The sequence below is a fragment of the Jannaschia pohangensis genome, assembly GCF_900113875.1.
GTDB classification, from domain to species: Bacteria; Pseudomonadota; Alphaproteobacteria; order Rhodobacterales; family Rhodobacteraceae; genus Jannaschia; species Jannaschia pohangensis.
In genome coordinates, this window is sequence record NZ_FORA01000001.1 from 733,997 (window position 1) to 754,120 (window position 20,124).

General features: G+C 65.3%; 22 protein-coding genes. 8 read left to right on the forward strand and 14 right to left on the reverse strand.

From position 1 onward, the window contains the following. Nucleotides 1-26 precede the first annotated feature (26 nt). The 7 genes from BM002_RS03580 to purQ form a co-directional block, all read right to left on the reverse strand. A complete protein-coding gene (locus BM002_RS03580) occupies nucleotides 27-2,924 on the reverse strand; it encodes an Rne/Rng family ribonuclease (protein ID WP_092777362.1) in 2,898 nt (965 codons plus the stop codon). 400 nt (nucleotides 2,925-3,324) lie between these two features. Continuing rightward, nucleotides 3,325-4,161, reverse strand: coding sequence for a hypothetical protein (locus BM002_RS03585; RefSeq protein ID WP_092777364.1), 837 nt, complete (start codon nucleotides 4,159-4,161; stop codon nucleotides 3,325-3,327). Beyond that, nucleotides 4,158-4,565 carry a hypothetical protein gene (locus tag BM002_RS03590; RefSeq protein ID WP_092777366.1) on the reverse strand — a complete coding sequence of 136 codons (408 nt, stop codon included), beginning with the start codon at nucleotides 4,563-4,565 and terminating at the stop codon, nucleotides 4,158-4,160. The genes BM002_RS03585 and BM002_RS03590 overlap by 4 nt, the downstream gene beginning before the upstream one ends. Before the next feature lie 90 nt (nucleotides 4,566-4,655). Beyond that, the gene (locus BM002_RS03595; RefSeq protein ID WP_092777368.1) at nucleotides 4,656-5,516 is read right to left on the reverse strand and encodes a hypothetical protein; all 861 of its coding nucleotides are present in this window, start codon (nucleotides 5,514-5,516) and stop codon (nucleotides 4,656-4,658) included. After that, a complete protein-coding gene (locus BM002_RS03600; protein ID WP_092777370.1) occupies nucleotides 5,513-6,847 on the reverse strand; it encodes a sigma-54-dependent transcriptional regulator in 1,335 nt (444 codons plus the stop codon). Before BM002_RS03600 ends, BM002_RS03595 begins: the two co-directional genes overlap by 4 nt. Nucleotides 6,848-6,855: 8 nt before the next feature. Further along, on the reverse strand, nucleotides 6,856-8,601 hold the full coding sequence (locus BM002_RS03605) for a sensor histidine kinase (RefSeq protein WP_092777372.1): 1,746 nt from the start codon (nucleotides 8,599-8,601) through the stop codon (nucleotides 6,856-6,858). Nucleotides 8,602-8,725: 124 nt separating this feature from the next. Then, nucleotides 8,726-9,394, reverse strand: a complete 669-nt coding sequence (gene purQ / locus BM002_RS03610; RefSeq protein WP_092777374.1) for a phosphoribosylformylglycinamidine synthase subunit PurQ — start codon at nucleotides 9,392-9,394, stop codon at nucleotides 8,726-8,728. A 250-nt stretch (nucleotides 9,395-9,644) separates the two neighbouring features. Between purQ and BM002_RS03615 the strand changes: the two genes are divergently transcribed. The 4 genes from BM002_RS03615 (at nucleotide 9,645) to BM002_RS03630 (ending at nucleotide 11,493) form a co-directional block, all read left to right on the forward strand. Continuing rightward, the gene (locus BM002_RS03615; protein ID WP_175484791.1) at nucleotides 9,645-9,896 is read left to right on the forward strand and encodes a PepSY domain-containing protein; all 252 of its coding nucleotides are present in this window, start codon (nucleotides 9,645-9,647) and stop codon (nucleotides 9,894-9,896) included. Between the two features lie 7 nt (nucleotides 9,897-9,903). Next, the gene (locus BM002_RS03620) at nucleotides 9,904-10,479 is read left to right on the forward strand and encodes a cytochrome b/b6 domain-containing protein (protein WP_092777378.1); all 576 of its coding nucleotides are present in this window, start codon (nucleotides 9,904-9,906) and stop codon (nucleotides 10,477-10,479) included. Continuing rightward, entirely contained in the window at nucleotides 10,476-11,033 is a 558-nt protein-coding gene (locus BM002_RS03625; RefSeq protein WP_092777380.1) for a helix-turn-helix transcriptional regulator, read from the forward strand. Before BM002_RS03620 ends, BM002_RS03625 begins: the two co-directional genes overlap by 4 nt. A gap of 241 nt (nucleotides 11,034-11,274) precedes the next feature. Next, complete coding sequence (locus BM002_RS03630; RefSeq protein WP_092777382.1) at nucleotides 11,275-11,493, forward strand: hypothetical protein; 219 nt, start codon at nucleotides 11,275-11,277, stop codon at nucleotides 11,491-11,493. 50 nt (nucleotides 11,494-11,543) lie between these two features. Here BM002_RS03630 and BM002_RS03635 read toward each other — a convergent pair whose 3' ends face one another. The 5 genes from BM002_RS03635 to BM002_RS03655 form a co-directional block, all read right to left on the reverse strand. Continuing rightward, entirely contained in the window at nucleotides 11,544-12,578 is a 1,035-nt protein-coding gene (locus BM002_RS03635) for a zinc-dependent alcohol dehydrogenase family protein (protein ID WP_092777383.1), read from the reverse strand. 116 nt (nucleotides 12,579-12,694) lie between these two features. Next, on the reverse strand, nucleotides 12,695-12,892 hold the full coding sequence (locus BM002_RS03640) for a CsbD family protein (protein WP_092777385.1): 198 nt from the start codon (nucleotides 12,890-12,892) through the stop codon (nucleotides 12,695-12,697). Nucleotides 12,893-13,239: 347 nt separating this feature from the next. Next, on the reverse strand, nucleotides 13,240-13,434 hold the full coding sequence (locus BM002_RS19230; protein ID WP_092777387.1) for a hypothetical protein: 195 nt from the start codon (nucleotides 13,432-13,434) through the stop codon (nucleotides 13,240-13,242). A 207-nt stretch (nucleotides 13,435-13,641) separates the two neighbouring features. Then, nucleotides 13,642-13,869 carry a phosphoribosylformylglycinamidine synthase subunit PurS gene (purS, locus tag BM002_RS03650; protein WP_092777389.1) on the reverse strand — a complete coding sequence of 76 codons (228 nt, stop codon included), beginning with the start codon at nucleotides 13,867-13,869 and terminating at the stop codon, nucleotides 13,642-13,644. A gap of 66 nt (nucleotides 13,870-13,935) precedes the next feature. Then, a complete protein-coding gene (locus BM002_RS03655; protein ID WP_092777391.1) occupies nucleotides 13,936-14,619 on the reverse strand; it encodes an ArsR/SmtB family transcription factor in 684 nt (227 codons plus the stop codon). A 73-nt stretch (nucleotides 14,620-14,692) separates the two neighbouring features. On the opposite strand from BM002_RS03655, the gene BM002_RS03660 reads away from it, so the two are divergent. After that, a complete protein-coding gene (locus BM002_RS03660; protein ID WP_092777392.1) occupies nucleotides 14,693-15,013 on the forward strand; it encodes an NIPSNAP family protein in 321 nt (106 codons plus the stop codon). A gap of 18 nt (nucleotides 15,014-15,031) precedes the next feature. On the opposite strand, the gene purC is transcribed toward BM002_RS03660, so the two are convergent. Beyond that, the gene (gene purC / locus BM002_RS03665) at nucleotides 15,032-15,793 is read right to left on the reverse strand and encodes a phosphoribosylaminoimidazolesuccinocarboxamide synthase (protein ID WP_092777393.1); all 762 of its coding nucleotides are present in this window, start codon (nucleotides 15,791-15,793) and stop codon (nucleotides 15,032-15,034) included. Between the two features lie 130 nt (nucleotides 15,794-15,923). Between purC and BM002_RS03670 the strand changes: the two genes are divergently transcribed. Then, nucleotides 15,924-16,244, forward strand: a complete 321-nt coding sequence (locus BM002_RS03670; RefSeq protein WP_092777395.1) for a DUF1476 domain-containing protein — start codon at nucleotides 15,924-15,926, stop codon at nucleotides 16,242-16,244. A 342-nt stretch (nucleotides 16,245-16,586) separates the two neighbouring features. Here the strand turns inward: BM002_RS03670 and BM002_RS03675 are convergent, their stop codons facing one another. Beyond that, nucleotides 16,587-17,102, reverse strand: a complete 516-nt coding sequence (locus BM002_RS03675; protein WP_139212232.1) for a hypothetical protein — start codon at nucleotides 17,100-17,102, stop codon at nucleotides 16,587-16,589. A 1,155-nt stretch (nucleotides 17,103-18,257) separates the two neighbouring features. Here BM002_RS03675 and bmt point away from each other — a divergent pair. Next, complete coding sequence (bmt, locus tag BM002_RS03680; RefSeq protein ID WP_092777399.1) at nucleotides 18,258-19,268, forward strand: betaine--homocysteine S-methyltransferase; 1,011 nt, start codon at nucleotides 18,258-18,260, stop codon at nucleotides 19,266-19,268. Beyond that, nucleotides 19,268-20,107: an endonuclease/exonuclease/phosphatase family protein gene (locus tag BM002_RS03685; RefSeq protein ID WP_092777401.1), complete on the forward strand. Its 840-nt coding sequence runs from the start codon at nucleotides 19,268-19,270 to the stop codon at nucleotides 20,105-20,107. Before bmt ends, BM002_RS03685 begins: the two co-directional genes overlap by 1 nt. The last annotated feature ends 17 nt before the right edge of the window (nucleotides 20,108-20,124 follow it).

Here is a 20,124-nt window from a genome sequence, read left to right on the forward strand (position 1 = left end):
TTTGATCTTTGGGCTATTCCGCTCGGTCAGCTGCCGAACGACCACCAACCCTTGCGCTTGGGCTTTGCTTCGTCCGCTGCCTGAATCTCGGCGGCGGGCTCCTCCGCCACGGCGGCGGGGGGTTCGTCGGCGGCGGGGGCCTCCTGCTCGACCACCGGCTCCGGTGTGGCAGCCGTGGCGCTATCGGCAGCCTCAGCAGCCTCGACCACCTCGTCCGACACCGTTGCGGGTGCCTTGGCGCGGGCCCGGCTGCGGCTCTTGGGCTTTGCCTTGGCCGGTTCCTCGGGGGCATCCGCCACCTCGGCCTCAGCCGCGGGCTCGGACGTGTCCGCGCTCGGGGTCTCGGCTTCGGTCGACTTCTTGGAGCGCGACCGGCTGCGGGACCGTGACTTGGGCTTGGGGGCCTCTTCGACCTTGTCAGCCGGGGCTTCGGCGGCAGGTGCCTCCTCGGCCTCCGCCGTGGTCTCGGCCTCCGGTTCGGCGGAATCATCGTCACCCGACGCCTGATCGCGGCCATTGCCCTGATCGTCGCGGGTATCCTGACCCTCGCCATTGCCGGGCTTCTTGCGACGCGACCGGCGACGGCGTTTGCGCTTGGGCTTGTCCTCGCCGTCCTCGTCGCGCGGGGCTTCGGCGGGAGTTTCAGCCTGTTCCTCGGCCAGGGCCTGGGCTTCGGCTTCATCCGCGGCGTCGGCCTCGGCGTCGACCACATCATCCTCGTCCTCGTCGTCACCCGACCAGGCCGTGTCCATCTGCACGACACTGGACGGCTTCGGCACGATCCGCGTCGCCGTCTTGAACTTCTCGATGCTGTAATCGGGCGCGATCATATGGGCATCCGCGACCACGCGAACGGCCATGTCATAGCGCATCTCGATCCCTGCAAGATGCTCGCGCTTCTCGTTCATCAGGTAGTTGCAGACGTCGACCGGCACCTTCAACAGCACCTCGCGCGACCGCTTGCGCGTTCCTTCCTCCTCAAGGGCGCGCAGGATCTGCAGCGCCACCGAATCGTCGGACCGGATCAGGCCGGTGCCGTGGCAATGCGGGCAGGACTGCGTCGTCGCCTCCAGCATGCCGGGACGCAGACGCTGACGCGACATCTCCAGCAGGCCGAAGCCCGAAATGCGGCCCACCTGAATGCGGGCGCGGTCGTGCTTGAGCGCATCCTTCAGGCGTTTCTCCACGGCAGCGTTGTTCTTGCGCTCGTCCATGTCGATGAAGTCGATGACGATCAGGCCGGCGAGATCGCGCAGCTTCATCTGACGGGCGACTTCGGTCGCGGCCTCCAGGTTGGTCTTGGTCGCGGTGTCCTCGATGGAGCCTTCCTTGGTCGCCTTGCCCGAGTTCACGTCGATGGCCACCAGCGCTTCGGTGATGCCGATGACGATGTAGCCGCCCGAGGGCAGTTGCACCGTCGGATTGAACATCGACGCCAGATAGCTTTCGACGCCATGCTTTGCAAAGAGCGGCTGGCCCCGGCCATCGTGCAGTTTCACGTTCTTCGCATGCGACGGCATGATGAGCTTCATGTAGTCCTTGGCGTCGCGGTATCCGGCCTCGCCCTCGACGATGACCTCGTCGATCTCGCGGCTGTAGAGGTCGCGGATCGAGCGGTGGATCAGGTTGCCTTCCTCGTAGATCGGGGCGGGCGCGATGGATTTGAGCGTCAGCGCGCGGACCTGTTCCCACATCCGTTGCAGGTATTCATAGTCGCGCTTGATCTCGGTCTTGGTGCGCTTGGCCCCTGCGGTGCGCACGATCAGGCCCGCGCCCTGCGGCACGTCGATTTCCTGTGCGATTTCCTTGAGCTTCTTGCGGTCGGCGGCGTTGGTGATCTTGCGGCTGATGCCGCCGCCCCGCGCCGTGTTGGGCATCAGGACGCAGTAGCGGCCGGCCAGCGACAGATAGGTGGTCAGCGCCGCGCCCTTGTTGCCGCGCTCTTCCTTGACGACCTGCACCAGCATGATCTGGCGGACCTTCACGACCTCCTGGATCTTGTACTTGCGGGCCTTGGGCCGGGGCACCCGCACGGGGCGGATGTCTTCGGGCGCATCGTCGTCGGCGATGGTCTCGACACCGTTGTCGGTGATCTCTGAATCCGCATCGGCCTCGGCTGCCTTGGCCGTGGGCTTCTTGCGGCTGCGCGAGCGGCTCTTCTTGGGGGCGGGTTCCTCGACGGGGGCAGAGGCATCCTCGTCCTCGTCCTCGCCCAGGTCGACGGTTTCCATGCCCGACGGCTCGGACCGGGCGGGCGCCTCGTCTTCGTCTTCTTCCGGCGCATCGCCCTCAGTGACGATCTCGTCCTCAAGGCCGGTATCTTCGGCAATCGTCGTCACCGGGCCGTCGTCATCCTCCGCCTCGGAAGCGGTCGAAGTGGCCTCGGTCGCGGCCTCGGACATCTCGGCGGAACTGCCTTCGGCAACGCCTTCGACGGACGCCGTTCCGGCGGATTGATCCTCGGGCAACTCGGTCTTCTTCTTGGAGCGCGAGCGGGTCCGGCTGCGCGACCGGCTCTTTTTCGGAGCCTCGGCCTCGCCGTCGGCTTCTGCCGTCTCGCCGTCGTCGTCGTTCTGGGCGGCACGGCCCGACGCGCGGGCGCCCGCCGCCTCGTCTGCGGCGGCCTGCGCCTCGGCATAGGCGCGTTCCTCGGCCAGAATCGCATCGCGGTCGGCCTTGGGGATCTGATAATAATCCGGGTGGATTTCCGAGAACGCCAGGAACCCGTGCCGGTTGCCGCCGTAGTCGATAAAGGCCGCCTGCAGCGACGGCTCGACGCGCGTCACCTTGGCCAGATAGATATTACCCGCAAGCTGCCGCTTGTTCAGGCTTTCAAAATCAAATTCTTCGACCTTGTTTCCGTCTGCCACCACGACCCGGGTTTCTTCCGGGTGGGTGGCGTCGATCAGCATTTTCTTCGCCATTGTACTTTCCGCGACAGCAGAGCGGCCCCCCGGGGGGCGCCGACCTTGTCTGTCTTTGTGATGGGGCAATGGCCGGCATGACGGCGGCGGGGCGGTCTAGCCGCAATCCCACCGTTCCTGTCATGTCCTGCGTCATCGCGCGTCTACTCCGACACGAAGCCATGAAACATCAATGACTTCGGGCCAAACTGGGCCCGGGAACCCCCGGACGTCTCACTCGAAAACGGCTTTCGCGCGCCTTCGCAAACTTCCCCCGATGCGCGGACCTCAAGACGGGGCCGATGATGCACGGGAAAGAATCTCACCGGTTCCGACCGCCGACCAATCCGCGGCACAACCGTATTTCATGTCTGTTACAAAAACCCGCCCGTTGCAATGGCGGATCGCCCGTGCGGCTGCGTCAGAACCAACCGAAACACAGGACAGGCGGCGGCAGGGTGAAATCCGACAGGTCGGGCTCCCGGTCCCCGCAAACCCAAGCGATCAGCGTCGTCTGATAGTCGTTGGGCCAGGGCAGATCGTTCGAGCGGGTCATCATCGGGAACAGGAAATCGGGCCGCTCCACATCGACATAGAGCATCCGGGCCAGCGGTTGGACCTGTCCCGCCCCGGGCCCTTCGAACACATGGAGCGACCGTGCGGTGCGGCCCTTGCCGGGTGCCAACGGCCCGAGCAGGTCGGGAAACCGACCCGCAAACGTCTCGTATTCGTCAAAGACCATCACCAGATCGGTCTCGAAGGGTAACTCTGCGACCTCGCTCAGCGGCGGTTCCCAATAATCCAGCAAGGGGCCGGTCAACGGGCGATAGAGCGTGCCCGAACCCGCGATGATATCGCCGACGGTCGCCCCGTCACGACCCGCCAGCGTCTGTGTCGCGATGACGAGCAGGTGAACCGAAGCAGCCTCCGCATAGGTGTCGATGGCGAACATCAGATCCTCTTTCGACAGCCGGTCGGGAACCACGATCAGAATATGGCGCCCGTCCAGCTCGACCGTTTCGGGCCAATGGACGGTGGCAGCGATCCAGGCTTCCGTGCGCTTGGCCGACAGCAGACCCCACCCCCAGGGAACGGTGAAGAAAGCGACGAGAACGGCAAGCATCCCCGCCCCCATCACCCGCACCCCCCGACGCCGGTTCTTCAGCGCGAAGAGACCGCCAAGCAGAACCCCGGCCAGGACGATAAAATAGGCCGCCAGCCCCGCGACCAGCAGAAGCGCCGTTGTCTCGGAAATCATGCCGCCCCGGCCGGTCCACAGAGGGCGATATTCTGGCACAGAAGCCTGCACATCAGCGGCCTGAAGGTGGACCCACCCACGAACAGGATCGACTTGCCGGTCAGGTCGATCGGCGTCCTGTCGATCTCCATCGAAGGGGCCGCGGCCAGCTGCCGCTCCCACACGGTGTCATCCAGAAAGGGTTGGGCCACGAAGATGGCGATGGCCACCAGCGCCGCCGCGATACCCGCCAGGATATGCACGCGAAACAGGACGAAGACGCCGAACGCCACGGACCAGAGGATCGCCCAAACGAGGCCCATGAAAAAGAACAGAACCCCTGCCCCGATCAGCCAGATGCCAAGCAGGCTTTTGTAGAATGGCGGTGTGGGGTCGGGGTTCGGACGCGGGCCGTTGTCGGACATGAAAGACCTTTCTGAAAATTCAGGCACCAGTGTCGCAGCCGCGAACAGTGCAATCAAATCAAAAGGAGAGGGCCGCTGATCCGGGGCCTTTCAGCCGGGGAAGAAATCCACACAGTCGGGCGCGGCATCGGTCCCGCAGAACCAGCGCGACAGGACCGCATCATACCCCGCGCCATCCGGCAGGAACGGCGCATCGGAGGTGATCGGGAAGAAGGGTCTCGGAATGTCGGGGCGCACCTGCATCATCCGGGCGACAAGATCGGCTTCTGTCAGGTTCCCGATCTGCCCGCCCGGCACCTCGTAGACATGCAAAGACCACCGCACATCCAGCGCATCCTCTTCGCCCAGGCCCGACGTGGTACGCTGTGTAGCGACGAAGAAGTCCTGTTCATCCAGCGAGATGACGATATCCACGCGGTCCGGAACCGGCGCTTCCTGCCAATCGAGACCCGGATCGTCGGGATAGCCATAAGCAGGCTCGGCTGCAGGATCGGGCACCAGCCTGACCCCACCCCCAAGCGGCAATCTCCACGCCGAAAGGCCGGGCCAGCCGTCATCTGTCCAATCCATCAGATCGGTATACGCCAGATAAACCGACGCGGCCCCGGTGCGCGTGACCAGCGGCGTGCAGAAATCACAATACGAGCTGTTGCGGATCACAAGGACATGACGGCCCGAAAGGTCGAGCGTCTCGGGCCAGAAGGACGCGGCTTCAATCCGGGCGGCCTGCTGACGGGCGGGGATCTGCGCCGAAAGCCACGGTCCGATCAGGAGCGCCAGAACCCCAAACACCAATGCCGCGCCGATCAGGCGGCCGACGCCGCGCTTGCGCACCATCAGGACAAGCCCGCCAATCGCGACAAGCGCCACCAGGGCGATGCCACCGATCACGATGAGCGCGACAATCTCGTACCCACCTGACCCGAAGGATTCGAGCGTGATGGTCCTCACAGATAGTTGGACCGGCTCAGGCCGTATTTCGCCATCTTCTCGTTCAGGGTCCGGCGGGGCAGCGACAGTTCTTCCATCACGCTCGCGATCGACCCGCGATGACGCCGCATCGTGTTGTCGATCAGCATGCGCTCGAAGGCTTCGACATATTCCTTGAGGGGCTTGCCCTCGGTCGTGACCTGCACCGTCTCGCCCTGCTCCTGCGTGTCCGACATCAGAAGCGAAGAGATGGAACCGGTGCCGCGCCGCTGCTGCAGCACCGCACGCTCGCCCAGATTGATGAGCTGGCGCACGTTGCCGGGCCAGGGCGCCTGCAACAGTTGCGCGGCCTCCTGTGCGGACAATTGCGGCGGGGTGGCGCCGTATTCCTCGCCGAAACTCTCGGCGAAATGGGTGAACAGGGTCAGCACATCCTCGCCCCGGTTGCGCAGCGGCGGCAGGACAAGCTTCATCGCCGCCAGACGGAAGAACAGGTCGGGGCGCAGGCTGTCTTCCAGCGTCTTCTCGGGGTCGGAGCCGTTGTGGATGGCGACGATCCGGGTTTCCGCCGGCGTCCCCTGATCGTTGATGAAGGTCAACAGACGAGCCTGAAGCGCCAGCGGCAGCGCCTCGATATCCTCGAGCACAAGCGTGCCGCCCCGGGCCTCCTCGACCAGCGGCAGGCCGCCTTCGGTCACGGGGCCGAATAGCTTGGCGCCCAACTCATCCTCGCCCAGGGCCGCGCAGGAGGTCATGGCAAAGGTCTTGCCCGCCCGTGGCCCGACGGCATGCAGCGCATGGGCGACCAGGGTCTTGCCCGTCCCCGTTTCCCCGTCGATCAGGACGTGGGTATCGGCTTGGCCCAGGTCCAGAATATCCTCGCGCAGACGCTCCATCGCGGGGCTGGTACCGATCAGCTTGCGCATCAGGACCGTGCCGTCGGACAATTCACGCCGCAGCGCCCGGTTGTCGAGCGTCAGCTTGCGGGCCTGCGCCGCACGGCGGGCCAGATCGGTCAGCCGGTCGGGATTGAACGGCTTTTCCATGAAATCATAGGCGCCAAGCTGCATCGCCTCGACCGCCATGGGCACGTCGCCGTGGCCGGTGATCATGATGACGGGCAGCGAGCTGTCGGCGCTCATCAGCTTTTTCAGGAACTGCATCCCGTCCATGCCGGGCATGCGGATGTCGCTGATGACGACGCCGGGGAATTCAGGCGTGATCTTCTTGAGGGCTTCCTCTGCCGAGGGATACGTCTCTGTCGCAAAGCCCGAGAGGGCCAGCCACTGGCTGATCGATTGCCGCATGTCCTGTTCGTCGTCGACAATCGCGATCCGGGTCTGGTTGGCCATCAAAGTCCTCATTCAGCTGCATCAAGCGCCATATCAATGTTCGGTAAGCGAACTTCAAACACCGCGCCGCCCCTGACGGCATTTCGCGCGGTCAACCGCCCACCAAGGTCGGTGATAATTCCCGATGAAATCGCCAGGCCAAGGCCCACGCCTTCGCCCGGTTTCTTGGTCGTATAGAATGGTTCGAACAACTTGTCGGGGGACTCGATCCCGGGGCCGGTGTCGCGGACGGCCAGCACCACATCCTCGCCCGCGGTCAGAAGGATATCCAACTCCCGATCCTCAACCTCGCGCATCGCATCGAGGGCGTTGCGCACAAGGTTGATGATGACCTGCTCCAGCCGCAGCCGGTCGGCCGTCACCATCACCGGTGTCTCGGGCATTATCTGGCTCAACCGGACCTGCTCCTGACGCAACTGCGGCTCCATCAGGGTCAGGGCGGAACTGACGGCCTGGCGCACATCAACGGGTTCGAAGGCATCGCCACCCTTGCGGGCATAGGATTTCAGCTGCCGCGTGATCGCGCCCATCCGCTCGATCAGGTCGTCGATCCGCTGGAACGACGACAACGCCTCGTCGGCGCGCCGCCGTTGGAGGAGGAGCTTGGCCCCCGCCAGATAGGTCTTCATCGCGGCAAGCGGCTGGTTCAATTCGTGGCTGACGGCGGCCGACATCTCGCCCAGGGCGGCCAGTTTTGACGACTGGGCAAGGCTCTGCTCGGTTTCCTTCAGCTCTTCCTGCACGCGCTTGCGCTCCGCGATCTCCCGGCTCAGGCGGTCGTTGAGGCGGCGCAACTGCGTCGATTCCCGCTGGACCAGCAGCGACCGCAACGTGGTGCGCCGGTTGAGCAGATAGAATCCGAGCGCCAGCAGCAGCGCGAAGCCGGTGATGATGAGCGCCAGAACGCCATTCACCCGTTCGCGCACCGACTCGTAACTGGTGAAGCTCACCAACCGCCACCCCCGGAAGGGCACCCGCGTCTCGAGCTGGATCAGCGCCGCACCGGCATAGAACGCCTCGTCAGAATCCGCCTGGAACGCCCCGGTCGTGGCCAGCGCCCGCTCCAGCGCCGACGGCACCGACGTCTGCTTGATCGCCGTCTCAAGCGGTTGCCCGCGCCAGCGCGGTTCGGTCGACAGGATGACCGTGCCCCCCGCGTCGGTCACGGCCACGGCGGCGGTGGTGCCGCGCCAGCGGCTTTCGAACTGCGCCAGGTTGACCTGCACCTGCAACACGCCCAACTGACGCGGGCCGTCCTGCACGATCCGACTGAAGCTTGCCTCGTAAGCGCCTGTTTCATTGGGAAAGATGGTAAAGACCGTGTCGGTCGTATCCTGCGCTTCGGTAAAGAAGGGGCGGTTGGTATAGGTCTGGCCCAACTGCTCCCGGTCGGTGGCGGCGACGGTGCGACCGTCCATGTCCATCAGCCGGATCGAGGCCGCGCCGATGTCGTCCACATAGGAAATCAGGCGCTGGCTCGACGTCGAGAAATCGCGCGCGTTCAACGCCTGGATCAGCGTCGGATCGCGCGACAGCAGCAGGGGGACGACCGAATTGCGCTGCAACTCCGACAGGATGGCACCGGCATAGAGCGACTGGCGCAGTTCGGCCCGCTGCCGCGTCGTCTCGACGAAACGCTCGGTCAAAAGCCCGTTGGCGAACCAGATCGCCGCCCCGGCCGCCAGGATCCCGCCGACGATCAACAGGCGCACGGGCCACGGCAGATGCGGCGTCTCGCTTGGCGGGACGCTCATCGGTGGAATCGTCAGGTTGGTGTCAGGCCGGGCGGCACGTCGCCCGAAGAGGTCGCGCAAAGACATGGTCCTGTCTATCCCTGCCCCCCGTCCGGCTCAAGCGTCGTAAGCGGAGGGCTGCCATTCAGGCAGAGACCAGCGCTTCGGCCAGCCCGCGGAACAGCGCCGCGCCATCCGTTCCGCCCTGCATCGGGTCGGCGGCCCGCTCGGGGTGGGGCATCATGCCCAGGACGCGGCGGTTCTCGCTCAGGATGCCCGCGATGCCGTCCATCGCCCCGTTCGGCGTCGCGACATAGCGGAAGGCCACCCGGTCTTCGCCCGACAGCCGTCGCAGCGTCTCGGTATCAGCGGTGTAATTGCCTTCGTGGTGGGCGATCGGGATGTCGATCACCTGACCCCTCTTGTAGGGGCGGGTAAACGCGCTGTCCGTCGTCTCGACCCGCAGACCGACGGTCTGGCAGATGTACTTGAGCCCCGCATTGCGCAAAAGCGCGCCGGGCAGCAGCTTGGTCTCGGTCAGGATCTGGAACCCGTTGCAGGGCCCGAAGACGTAGCCGCCCCGCGTCGCATGGGTCTTGAGGGCTGCGGCAATCGGCGACTGGGCCGCGATGGCCCCGCAGCGCAGGTAGTCGCCATAGCTGAACCCGCCCGGCACCCCGACCAGATCGACGCCCTCGGGCAGCGTCGTTTCCTTGTGCCAGACCATCATCGTGTCGAACCCGGCGGCGCGGAAGGCCACGGCCAGATCGCGGTCGCAGTTGGACCCGGGGAAGACGAGGACGGCAGCTTTCATGGGATGACCTTTGCAAAGGACAGTTGGACCTGCGCGCGGCTTGTCACATCCCGCAGCGAAGTTCCAGCACCTCGCGACCCCGAGATCAGCTCCGTGCGAACCACGGATTTCCGGCGGCTTCCCGCTCTAAGCGCAGGCTTAGGCCCGCGGTTTAAGCGGCCCTCCAATGGTGTGGCGAGGTCCAGGCCGTCAGGTCGAGGCCGACGACAACACCCGTTGCCGTTTCACACCCGATCCCGAGGAGACCACAATGAAGAAATTCGCACTCATCGCCCTGATCGCCATGACGTCCCCCGCCCTGGCGCAGGACCTTACCACCGAGACCCTGCTCGGCACCACGCTCGAAGAGGTTCAGGCCAGCCTGACCGAAATGGGCTACGAGGTCCGCAAGGCCGAAATGGAAGACGGCAAGATCGAGATCTACTTCGTCAAGGACGGCGCCATGGGCGAGGTCTATGTCGACCCCGCGACCGGTGCCATCACCAAGCTCGACATGAACTGAGACGGTCATGTCGATCCTGTCCGATCAACACAGCGGGCGCTCCGGCGCCCGCGACATCCCGGTCTGGGACCCGCTGGTGCGCCTGATCCACTGGTCCCTTCTGGCGACAATCGTGGTCAACGGCGCGCTGACCGATGTCGAAGGCGACCTGCACGAATGGGTCGGCTATGTGGCCCTGGGCCTTGTCGCCATCCGCCTCGTCTGGGCCGTCGTCGGCCCCCGCCCCGCGCGGTTCACCGCCTTTCCGCCCAACCCAATGCGGGCCATCCGCCACCTGCGCGCCATGCGGGCCGGGGACGACACCGTCCATCTGTCGCACAACCCGCTTGGCGCGCTGATGGTCTACAACATCTGGGCGACCGTTCTTGCCATCGGCGTCACCGGCTACATGATGACGACGCTGCGCTTTTTCGGGATCGACTGGGTCGAGACGGCGCATGAGCTGGCCTTCGACTGGCTGATGATCTCGGTTGCGCTGCATGTCGCCGGCGTAGCCCTCGACAGCTGGCGGTCCGGTGTCAATCTGGTGCGCGCCATGGTATCGGGCTCCAAGAGAATTCCCCACGGGAAAAACGTCGAATGAAACGAGCGATATGGCCCGCCGACGGCAAGACCCGACGCGCGACCACTCTTGCGGCGATCATCCTTTTGCAAGCCCTCTGCGCGCTGTTCTTCATCGGTGACGTCGTGACGGACCTGCTCGAAGGCGCGGCCTTCGTCGACCTTCACTTCGGGGTCGAGACCCTGGCCGCCATCGCCCTGCTGATCGGCGTCGCTTTCATGATGCTGGAGTTGCGGCTGCTGCTGTCGCGCATGGACCAGATGGATACGGGCCTCATGATCGCGCGCGGCAGGATGGCCGAGGTGATGCAGGGCTTCTTCGACGACTGGCACCTGACCGAGGCCGAAAGGGACGTGGCGATCATGGTCCTCAAGGGCCTCGACAACACCCCCATCGCCGAGGTTCGCCAGACTGCCGCTGGCACCGTCCGTGCCCAGACCACCAGCATCTATGCCAAGTCCGGCACCAGCGGCCGCCCTCAGTTCGTGAGCCTCTTCGTCGAGGAGCTGATGTCGGGCGACTTCGAAGTCCCGCCGTCCACGTCCCCGCGCGCCCTGACCGAAAGCGCCCGCTGACCCAAGCGGTCGGGTCCGCGCATAAACCCGCTTTTGACATGCGATAACACGCGAAATCCCCGCGTCCCGGCCCCTCCGGTCATCGGATAGCGGCGGTGAAACCCCTAGATCCGAAGCTGTAGCCGAACGGAGATTCGGGTCGGGCAATCCGCCCCTTCTCCTCCCTCACAGGCTCGGTCACGGACCGGGCACAGATCAGACCAATGCCGACCCCGCGTCGGCCCCTTCCCGGAGATACGACATGAAAATCCTGCTTCCCCTCGTCACCGCCACCGCCCTTCTGTCGGGCTGCGCCCAGGGCGGCTTCATCGACAGCGACATGGAGCGCGGCCTCGTCGGCGCGGCCGTCGGATACGGTGCGGCCAAGGCCATCAACGGCAACGGCGACCGTGGCGCGATCATCGGCGGCCTGGCCGGTGTGTTCTGCGACGATGCGGGCTTCTGCACCCGCGCCCGCTGACCTGACAGACTGGCGATGCCCGGCAGGTCCGGGCGTCGTCGCCTTCGGCCTCAGCGGCTGAAATCGGTGATGACCGCCACGCCCGGCGGTGTCGGGCCGTTGAAGGCGGCCAATTCGGCGGACGTGTCCGACAGCGCCACCTCCCGCGCGATCAGGGGCGACATGTCGACCTTGCCGCTGGTGATCATGCCGAGCAGGGACGGATAGCGCCACGCCGGCATCCCGCGTGTCCCGAACAGCGCAAGGTTGCCCATGTAGACGGTGTTCATGTCCACTTCCATCCGGGCAGTATGACCGACCGGCATCCCGACCTGCACGTGCCGCCCGCGCGGGCGCAGGCATTTGATCGACCCGTTGACCGTCACCGGAATGCCCAGGGCCTCGACCGAGACATGGGCCCCGCCGCCGGTGATCTCCTTGATCTGCGCCGCCGTGTCGTCACTGGCCAGAACCGCCGCGTCGATGCCGAGGCCCAGGGCGTGGTCCAGCTTCTCCTGCACGATATCCACGACCACCACATTCGCGCCCAAGGCCTTGCCGAGCAAAGCCGCCGACAGGCCGATGCCACCCGTGCCATGCACCGCCAGCCATTCGCCCGCCTGCAATGCCGCCCGTCCCGTCAGGGCGTGCCAACTTGTCGTGACGCGGCAGCCAAGGCCCGCCGCGACCGTTGGCGACAGCTCTTCGGGCAGCCGCGCGAGGTTGTGGTCGCGCGGCACGGCCACGTATTCGGCAAAGGCGCCCGGCTCGATGAAGCCCGGCAACCGCTGATCGTGGCAGGTGTTCTGATGCCCCGAACGGCATTCGGGACAGGTGCCGCAGGCCAGGATGAAGGGTGCGACCAGCTTGTCCCCGACCGCGAACTGCGCGTCCGGCCCCGCCGCGATCACCTCGCCGCAATATTCATGTCCGCCGATCTGGCCCGGCTTGATACGCGGATGTTCCCCCACCCAGCCATGCCAGTCCGACCGACAGACCCCGCAGGCAATGGTGCGCAACACCACGCCGTCGCTCGGGCACTCGGGGTCGGGGACATCCTCGATGGACAGCGGGGCGTTGAATTCCCGCAAGACAGCTGCGCGCATGATGTGGTCCTCCCTGACTGACAGGGAAGCCCGGCAGGGCGCCTTTGTAAAGCCAAAGAAAACCCGCTCCGGAGCATCCTCCGAAGCGGGTTTTTGTCATTCAAGAGATTGGCGGATCAGAGACCGGCCATCCAGTTGTCGACCTTCTTCTTGGCTTCTTCCTTGGAGTCGCCATAGCGCTCCTGGATCTTGCCTTCGAGGACATCACGGTCGCCCTCGGCCTGCTGAAGGTCGTCGTCGGTCAGATCGGCCCACTGTTGCTTGGCCTTGCCGGCGAATTGCTTCCAGTTACCTTTGATTTGGTCCCAGTTCATAGCGGATCTCCTTTCGTTGTTGCTCGGGAAAACAACCCGGAGCGGACCGGATTGTTCCGGAATTTCTCAGGTTTCGACGCGGCAGCGGATATATGGCGTGCCATCCCCACCGCCACCGGGCGCCTGCAACCACCAGACCTTCGCCCCCGCCGTAAGGATCGCTCGCCTTATAGGTCCAACGGAACACGAAGCGGCCACGCGCCTGGAACGCCCCGTTGGTGCCGCGGTATTTGCCGTTGCTGTCCTTCGCGTGGACATCTTCCCAGACCCGCGCCGCGATCAAGCCCATGCCGTCGGTGCGGTAGATGGCGGAAAGGTCGTCGCCATATTTGCGCGACCAGCGTGTGCTACGGTGGCGTCAGCACCATAGCGGCAAGATCGCCGTCCCGGAAAGGCCGCTGGCCAAGCCCCGGATGGAACCACAGTTCCACCCCCTTGGTCGTCCGCGTCGACGGGATCGGGTTCGTCACCGAAATGGGCTCTCCAAACGCCCCGCCCTGCCCGGCATATGTGAAGACCTGCACATCGTGCATCCCACCCATCAACCGGGTGAACCCATCCGCATCGGAAATGTAGAAAGCAGTTCCGGTGGCTCAAATCGGGAAATTCGGGAAGCGGCGTATAGGACGCACCCGCATCGCCCAGCATCACAAGACATCGGGGAACAATCGACGCAGGTTCTTTCGTACCGCGTCGATCAATCCTCACCTCGACGACAACCGAAAGGTCGCCATTCGCCCGGGGGGCTCTCACATCTCGATGGCGTAGCTCTCGATCACGGTATTGGCCAAGAGCTTCTCGCACATGGCGGTGACATCGGCCCGGGTCGTGCCCGCCGCCAGGTCCAGCTCGATCAGCTTGCCCTGACGCACCCCGTTGATGCCGTCGAACCCCAGCGCGCCCAGCGCGTGGCGCACGGCCTCGCCCTGCGGATCCAGAACGCCGTCTTTCAGCATGATCGTGACCTTGACCTTCATGGGCTTGCTCTCCGGGGCGGTTTGGTGTCGCGCGGATCGCTAGTGGGTTCGGCGCGCAGGTGCAAGTCAGGCGGCGGACGGGAAGGCGCGGGCGAACTGGCGCGTGCCCTCGGGCGAGAACAGGATGGCGCGGCTGTCGGGGTCGCGACGCGCCCATCCCAGGCCTTCCATCCGGGTCAGGAACGCACGCCCTAGGCTGCCCGCCAGATGGGTGCGCCGCGCGCTCCAATCCAGGCATTCGCGGCACAGCGGCGCGCGCCGCGCCCGAAGCGCCGATAGGTCAATCCCGAACGCCGCGACAAACGCCGCCCCCGCCTCGGTCAGCCGCATCTCACCATCCGCGCGCAGCAGATCGCGGGCCCGCAGACTGTCGTGCAGCTGCACCCCCATCTCTCCGGCCAGATGGTTGTAGCAGACCCGCGCACGCCGCAGCGCGCCGTCCCGTGGCCCGGTCCGCGTGCGCAATTGCCCCGTCCCGGCGGCCAGCCCCATCAGCGCCTCAAGCACATGGGCCACCTGGCCCGAGGCCAGCGTGAAATACTTGTGCCGCCCCTGCTTGCGCACCGACACCAACCCAGCCCCCGCGAGCTTGGCCAGATGCGCGCTGACCGTGGGCGCACTCACGGCGGCTTCGGCGGCCAGTTCGGTGGCGGTCAGGGCCTTCCCGCTCATAAGCGCGGTCAGCATGTTGGCCCGCGCCGGATCCCCGATCAGGGCGGCAATGCGGGCAATGTCCGGTCCGTCTTTCATGGTTCGACCGTAGGCGAAGCATCGACGTCCGGCAATATGGGACACCGGCCCTGCAACCGACAAAGGACCGACCATGCTGACCTGCATCATCCGCTATCACATCGACCCCACAAAGAAGGCCGATTTCGCGCGCTATGCCCGCAACTGGGGCACCGCGATCCCCCGCTGCGGCGCCGACCTCGTGGGCTATTATGCCCCGCACGAGGGGTCGAGCACGCTGGCCTACGGCATCTACAACATCGCGGACCTCGCCGCATATGAGGCGTACCGCGCGCGACTGGCCGACGACCCGCTCGGGCGCGAGAACTACGACTTCGCCATGCGCGAGAAATTCCTGCTGCGCGAGGATCGCACCTGGCTCAAATGTGTCTCGGACCCCGGGGCCGACGGCTGACCGCCGCCCCGGACCGGCTCAGTTGATCAGATGCGGCTTCGTCATCGGCGCGGAATTGGCGGGCAGAACCCCCAGACGCCGCGCGACTTCGGTATAGGCATCCGTCAGCGAGCCGAGGTCGCGCCGGAACACGTCCTTGTCCAGCTTCTTGCCCGTCTCGATGTCCCACAGACGGCAGGAATCGGGGCTGATCTCATCGGCGAGAATCAGGCGCTGAAAATCGCCGTCCCAGACGCGGCCGACCTCGATCTTGAAATCGACCAGCTTGATCCCGACCGCCAGCATGCAGCCCGACAGAAAGTCGTTCACCCGCAGCGACAGGGCGACGATATCATCCAGATCCTGCTGGCTGGCCCAGCCGAAGGCGATGATATGCTCCTCGGCCACAAGCGGGTCGCCCAGCTTGTCGTCCTTGTAGCAGAATTCGATGATCGGGCGCGGCAGGGCCGTCCCCTCTTCGATGCCCAACCGCTTGGAAAGACTGCCAGCGGCCACGTTGCGCACGATGATTTCCAGCGGGATGATCTCGCAGGCGCGGATCAACTGCTCGCGCATGTTAAGCCGCTTGATGAAGTGCGTGGGCACGCCGATGGCGCCCAGACCGACCATGAAGAACTCGGACAGACGGTTGTTGAGCACGCCCTTCCCGTCGATCACCGCCTTCTTTTCGGCGTTGAACGCCGTGGCGTCGTCCTTGAAATACTGAACGAAGGTTCCGGGCTCCGGACCCTCATAGAGGATCTTGGCCTTGCCTTCGTAGACCTTGGTGCGTCGAGCCATGATGTCTCCGGGGGGATTTGGTCGGTTGGGGGGCACATAAGCCCTATCCGCGTCTTTGCCAAGCGAAGCGACTTGCAGCCCGGGGCGCGGCTGCGCATATCGAGGGGGAAACATCTACCGGAGGGTCCCCATGTCCAACAACTTCACCGACCGCGAGAAGAGCTTCGAGAACAAGTTCGCCCATGACGCGGAACTGCAGTTCAAGGTCGAGGCACGCCGCAACCGGCTTCTGGGCGAATGGGCCGGCGCGCAGATGGGTCTGGAGGGCGACGCGCTCAAGGCCTATGCGACCGAAGTGGTGAAGTCCGATTTCGAGGAAGCGGGCGACGACGACGTCCTGCGCAAGGTCGCGGGCGACCTGGGCGACAAATCCTCCCGCGAAGAAATCCGCGCCCAGATGGACACGCTGATGGTCACCGCCAAACAGCAGGTCATGACCGAGCTGAAGTGAGGTCCAACCCGACCAGCGAAAGCCCCCGCCCCGGGGGCTTTTTGCTGTCTGCGGGTTGGGACGGTGGCGCAGTTGGCTGGCGGTAAACGACCGCTTTGAGGTCATAAAGCAACACGGGATTGCTCAGCGATGCGTCATAGCTCGCACTCTCACGGTCGGGGTCGACACCCGCCGGTCGTCCGTCGAGGATATTGTACCTGTTGTTCAACGTTCCATCGAAGACCATGCCCAGTTCCACTGTCGCGCGGGCTCAGGCCTGAGTCGTGGCCCCGGCCTCCGTATCAGGCAAACCTTCCGCGGCAATCGCCGCTTGGGCATCAATATCGGTCAGATTTACCACGCTTAGTCCCTCGGCGGGCAGGTCGGCGGCCCGACAGGTGGCGTGACGGCGGCAAGCGTTCGCTCTTGCTTGCCGGGAAATAGGCCGGACACTGTCCAGTCGCGGTCGGCTTCGGAGACCCTCGTTCCACAGGTGCGTCCAATGGTGTTCACCTCGGCCAGAGGCTTGGGACCAGCTTGGTCTGAATCGATCTCCAGCAAACCGTTGGGACCGAAGATCACCTGGAAGTTCACGGCACCGGACCCACGCGTCATCCGGTCGACTGGGACATCAACAGCGGCGCGCCATGACTTACCGGTCAGCAGTTCCGTCCACTGCGCCTCGACCCGCCAGATCCCATCTTCGCCTGCATCGCGCGGCCCACCAATCAATGCGTCGGACCCGTCGAAACGGGGATACCGGCGATCAGCAAAGGAATGGATCAGGACCGGTTGGCCGATCTCGCCCATGGGCTGTTCGATGCTGAAATGGGTGTGGACCACCGGACTGGACCCGAATGTCCCGAACCGCAGCGACATCTTTTCGGGCGCGGCTTCCCGGCATCCGACAAGAAGCAGGACCGCGACAAGGGCCGCGCGCATCATGGCCGCCGCTCCGGAACGGGGGAGAGGCCGGGCCAGGGCGCGCCCACCATGCGTAGCGGTTCGTCCGCGACCGACTGGAACAGATAGAACCCTACATTTGTCACGATACCCTCCAGGTAATCAGGGGCAATGACGCGCCTGTACTCTTCGATCGGTTTGCGGTCCGGACCGGGGGCACCGGGACTGCACCGAACATGTCGATGGACCGCAACGGTTCGCTCTCGCGCACAAGCAGCCGATCCTAAGCGGCAAGCGGTTTCCAACGACATCTTTGGACCCGCTTGGCCCTGCGCCTCAAGACGCGCGCGCGTGGCCTGTGTTTCCTGGGGGTCTATTGCCATCTCCTCCCTATGGAAGTCAGTCTTGCGGAACGTCTACCAGTTGTTGAATCGCCGAACAAACCCAAGGCGGCTTCGCTCTCGTTTCACATTGATCTGAAACGCTTCATTAGATCAAAACGGCCATCTTTGTCTCTGGGAAACCAAGTTCTGAAATCGCTCAAGACTTGCGCTGCAAACCCATGGCAAAACTCACGTCAAACTTCTGCACGTTTTCGTTCGTCGATTGCAGACCGGCCATTCGTGCGGATCGCAGCATCGTTGAAATTGGGCTCGGAGCTGACATCGGAAGCAGCGCAGCATCGGCGCGTCAGTGTCCTTCACCGGCGACATCTTCCGGCCCGTCCTGGCCGATCCCGCGCAGTCGCAGCGCTAACTAAGCAGATGCAGCGAAAGCCAACTTGGTCCCGCATCCCCGACATCCGCCACGACCATCACCCCCGAAACCGCCCCGCCATCTGCGGCGTCGCACTTATGACCGATGGCGGCCTGCCCCCGCATCAGGGACGCACCCGGTACCACCGTCTGCGATGGCCCGCAGGGACCCGCCCATTCCGCCAACCCCGCTCTCATCCCCTCCCCACCGTGATCGCCCGTCGCGTCACCCGCATATCCGACGTGGATCACCCGTGGATCACCCTTCGATTTCGCCCCCAGACTTGAACCCGCTTCATGAAGGTGATGCAGATTATGAGTTTGCGTCCGCGTCGCGCACGCGCGAAAAGGCTGGACCCAAATTGCAGGTTCCCCGATGTCAGATGCCCTTTCCGACCTTTTGAAAACCCGTGACTGGCTCTTGGCCGACGGGGCCACGGGCACGAACCTGTTCAACATGGGGTTGGAGGCCGGAGACGCGCCCGAATTCTGGAACGAGACGGCGACCGACAAGATCACCAAGCTCTATTCCGGCGCGGTCGATGCGGGGTCTGACATCTTCCTGACCAACACCTTCGGGGCCAATGCCTCCCGCTTGCGACTGCACGGCGCCCAGGCCCGCGCCCATGATTTCAACAGGATGGGGGCCGAACTTGGCCGCGATGTCGCCGACCGCGCGGGCCGACCCGTCATCGTCGCGGGTTCTGTCGGGCCGACGGGTGACATCATGGCCCCGATGGGCCCGCTCACCCACGAGGTCGCCGTCGAGATCTTCCATGAACAGGCCGAAGGCCTGAAGGCCGGGGGCGCCGATGTCCTCTGGGTCGAGACGATTTCCGCCCCCGAGGAACTGAAAGCCGCCGCCGAAGCCGCCGAGCGGGCCGACATGCCCTGGTGCATCACCATGAGCTTCGACACGGCGGGGCGCACCATGATGGGCACCACCAGCGCCGAGATGACGCGCATCATCGGGAAACTGTCCCACAAACCCGTGGCTTATGGCGCGAACTGCGGTGTCGGCGCCTCTGACCTGATCCGCACCGTGATGGGATTCGGCGCGACCGAGCGCCCCCTGATCGCCAAGGGCAACGCGGGCATCCCCAAGTACCACGAAGGCCACATCCATTACGACGGCACACCCGACCTGATGGCCGATTATGCCGTCATCGCCCGCGACGCTGGGGCGACGATCATCGGCGGCTGCTGCGGGACGACGCCCGACCATCTGCGCGCCATGCGCACGGCACTCGAGACGCGCCCGCGCGGCCCCGCCCCCGATCTCGCCGATGTCGCGACCCGTCTGGGCGGCTTCTCGTCGGACAGCGACGGGACCGATGGCAAGGGCCCGACGCGCGACCGCACCAGTCGACGGCGCGCCCGCACCTGATGCGCCACAAAGCCCTGATCGGCGCGGCGGCTCTGGTGATGGCCGGACTGGCCGGGTCCCTGCATCCGGCCTTCGACAGCCTGCGAATCGGCCTGCCCTATGCCAGCCTCGCCCTTCTGCTGCTGGCGCTGACGGTGCGCGGCTGGTTCCGTCGCCTGGGTCTTCTGCTGGCCGTCGCCGGCGCCGTTCCGGTGGCGGCCCTCGCCTGGCCCGCCGCCGATATGCCCACCCCGACGCTGCGCCTGTTGCAACATAATCTGCTCTACACCAATGCCGCGCCCACCCTCGCGGCGCGCCTGGCCGACCAGGATATCGCCACCTTTCAGGAGGTCTGGGCCTCAGAAGACACCATCCGCGCCCTCCCCTACGACAAGGAAATCTGCCTGCGCCGGGGCACGGCCAGCACGGCGGTCGTCTCCCGCCTGCCGGTCGTTGCCCGCGGCTGCCTCGACCGGGCGCAGGCCTGGATGCGGGTCCGGACACCGGCCGGCGACGTCACCGTCCTGGCCGTGCACCTGGCCTGGCCCTGGCCTGCGAGGGGCGGCGCGCAGCATCGCCAGATCGCAAGCCTGTCGCGGATGATAGCGGCCCTGCCCCAACCTGTGATCGTCGCGGGCGACTTCAACCAGGTCTCCTGGTCCGTCGCCGTCGCCCGCGTGGCCGCCGCCAGCCAGACGACAGTCCTCCCCGGCCTGCGCCCCAGCTACTGGATCGGTGGCCTGCTGCCGCTGCCCATCGACCACGTCCTTTTGCCCGAGGGCTGGACCGGAAGCGCCACGCTCGCCGGCCGCCACGGGTCCGACCATGCGGCCATCGCGGCGCGGATCACCGCCCCATGACGAAAAACCGCGCCCCC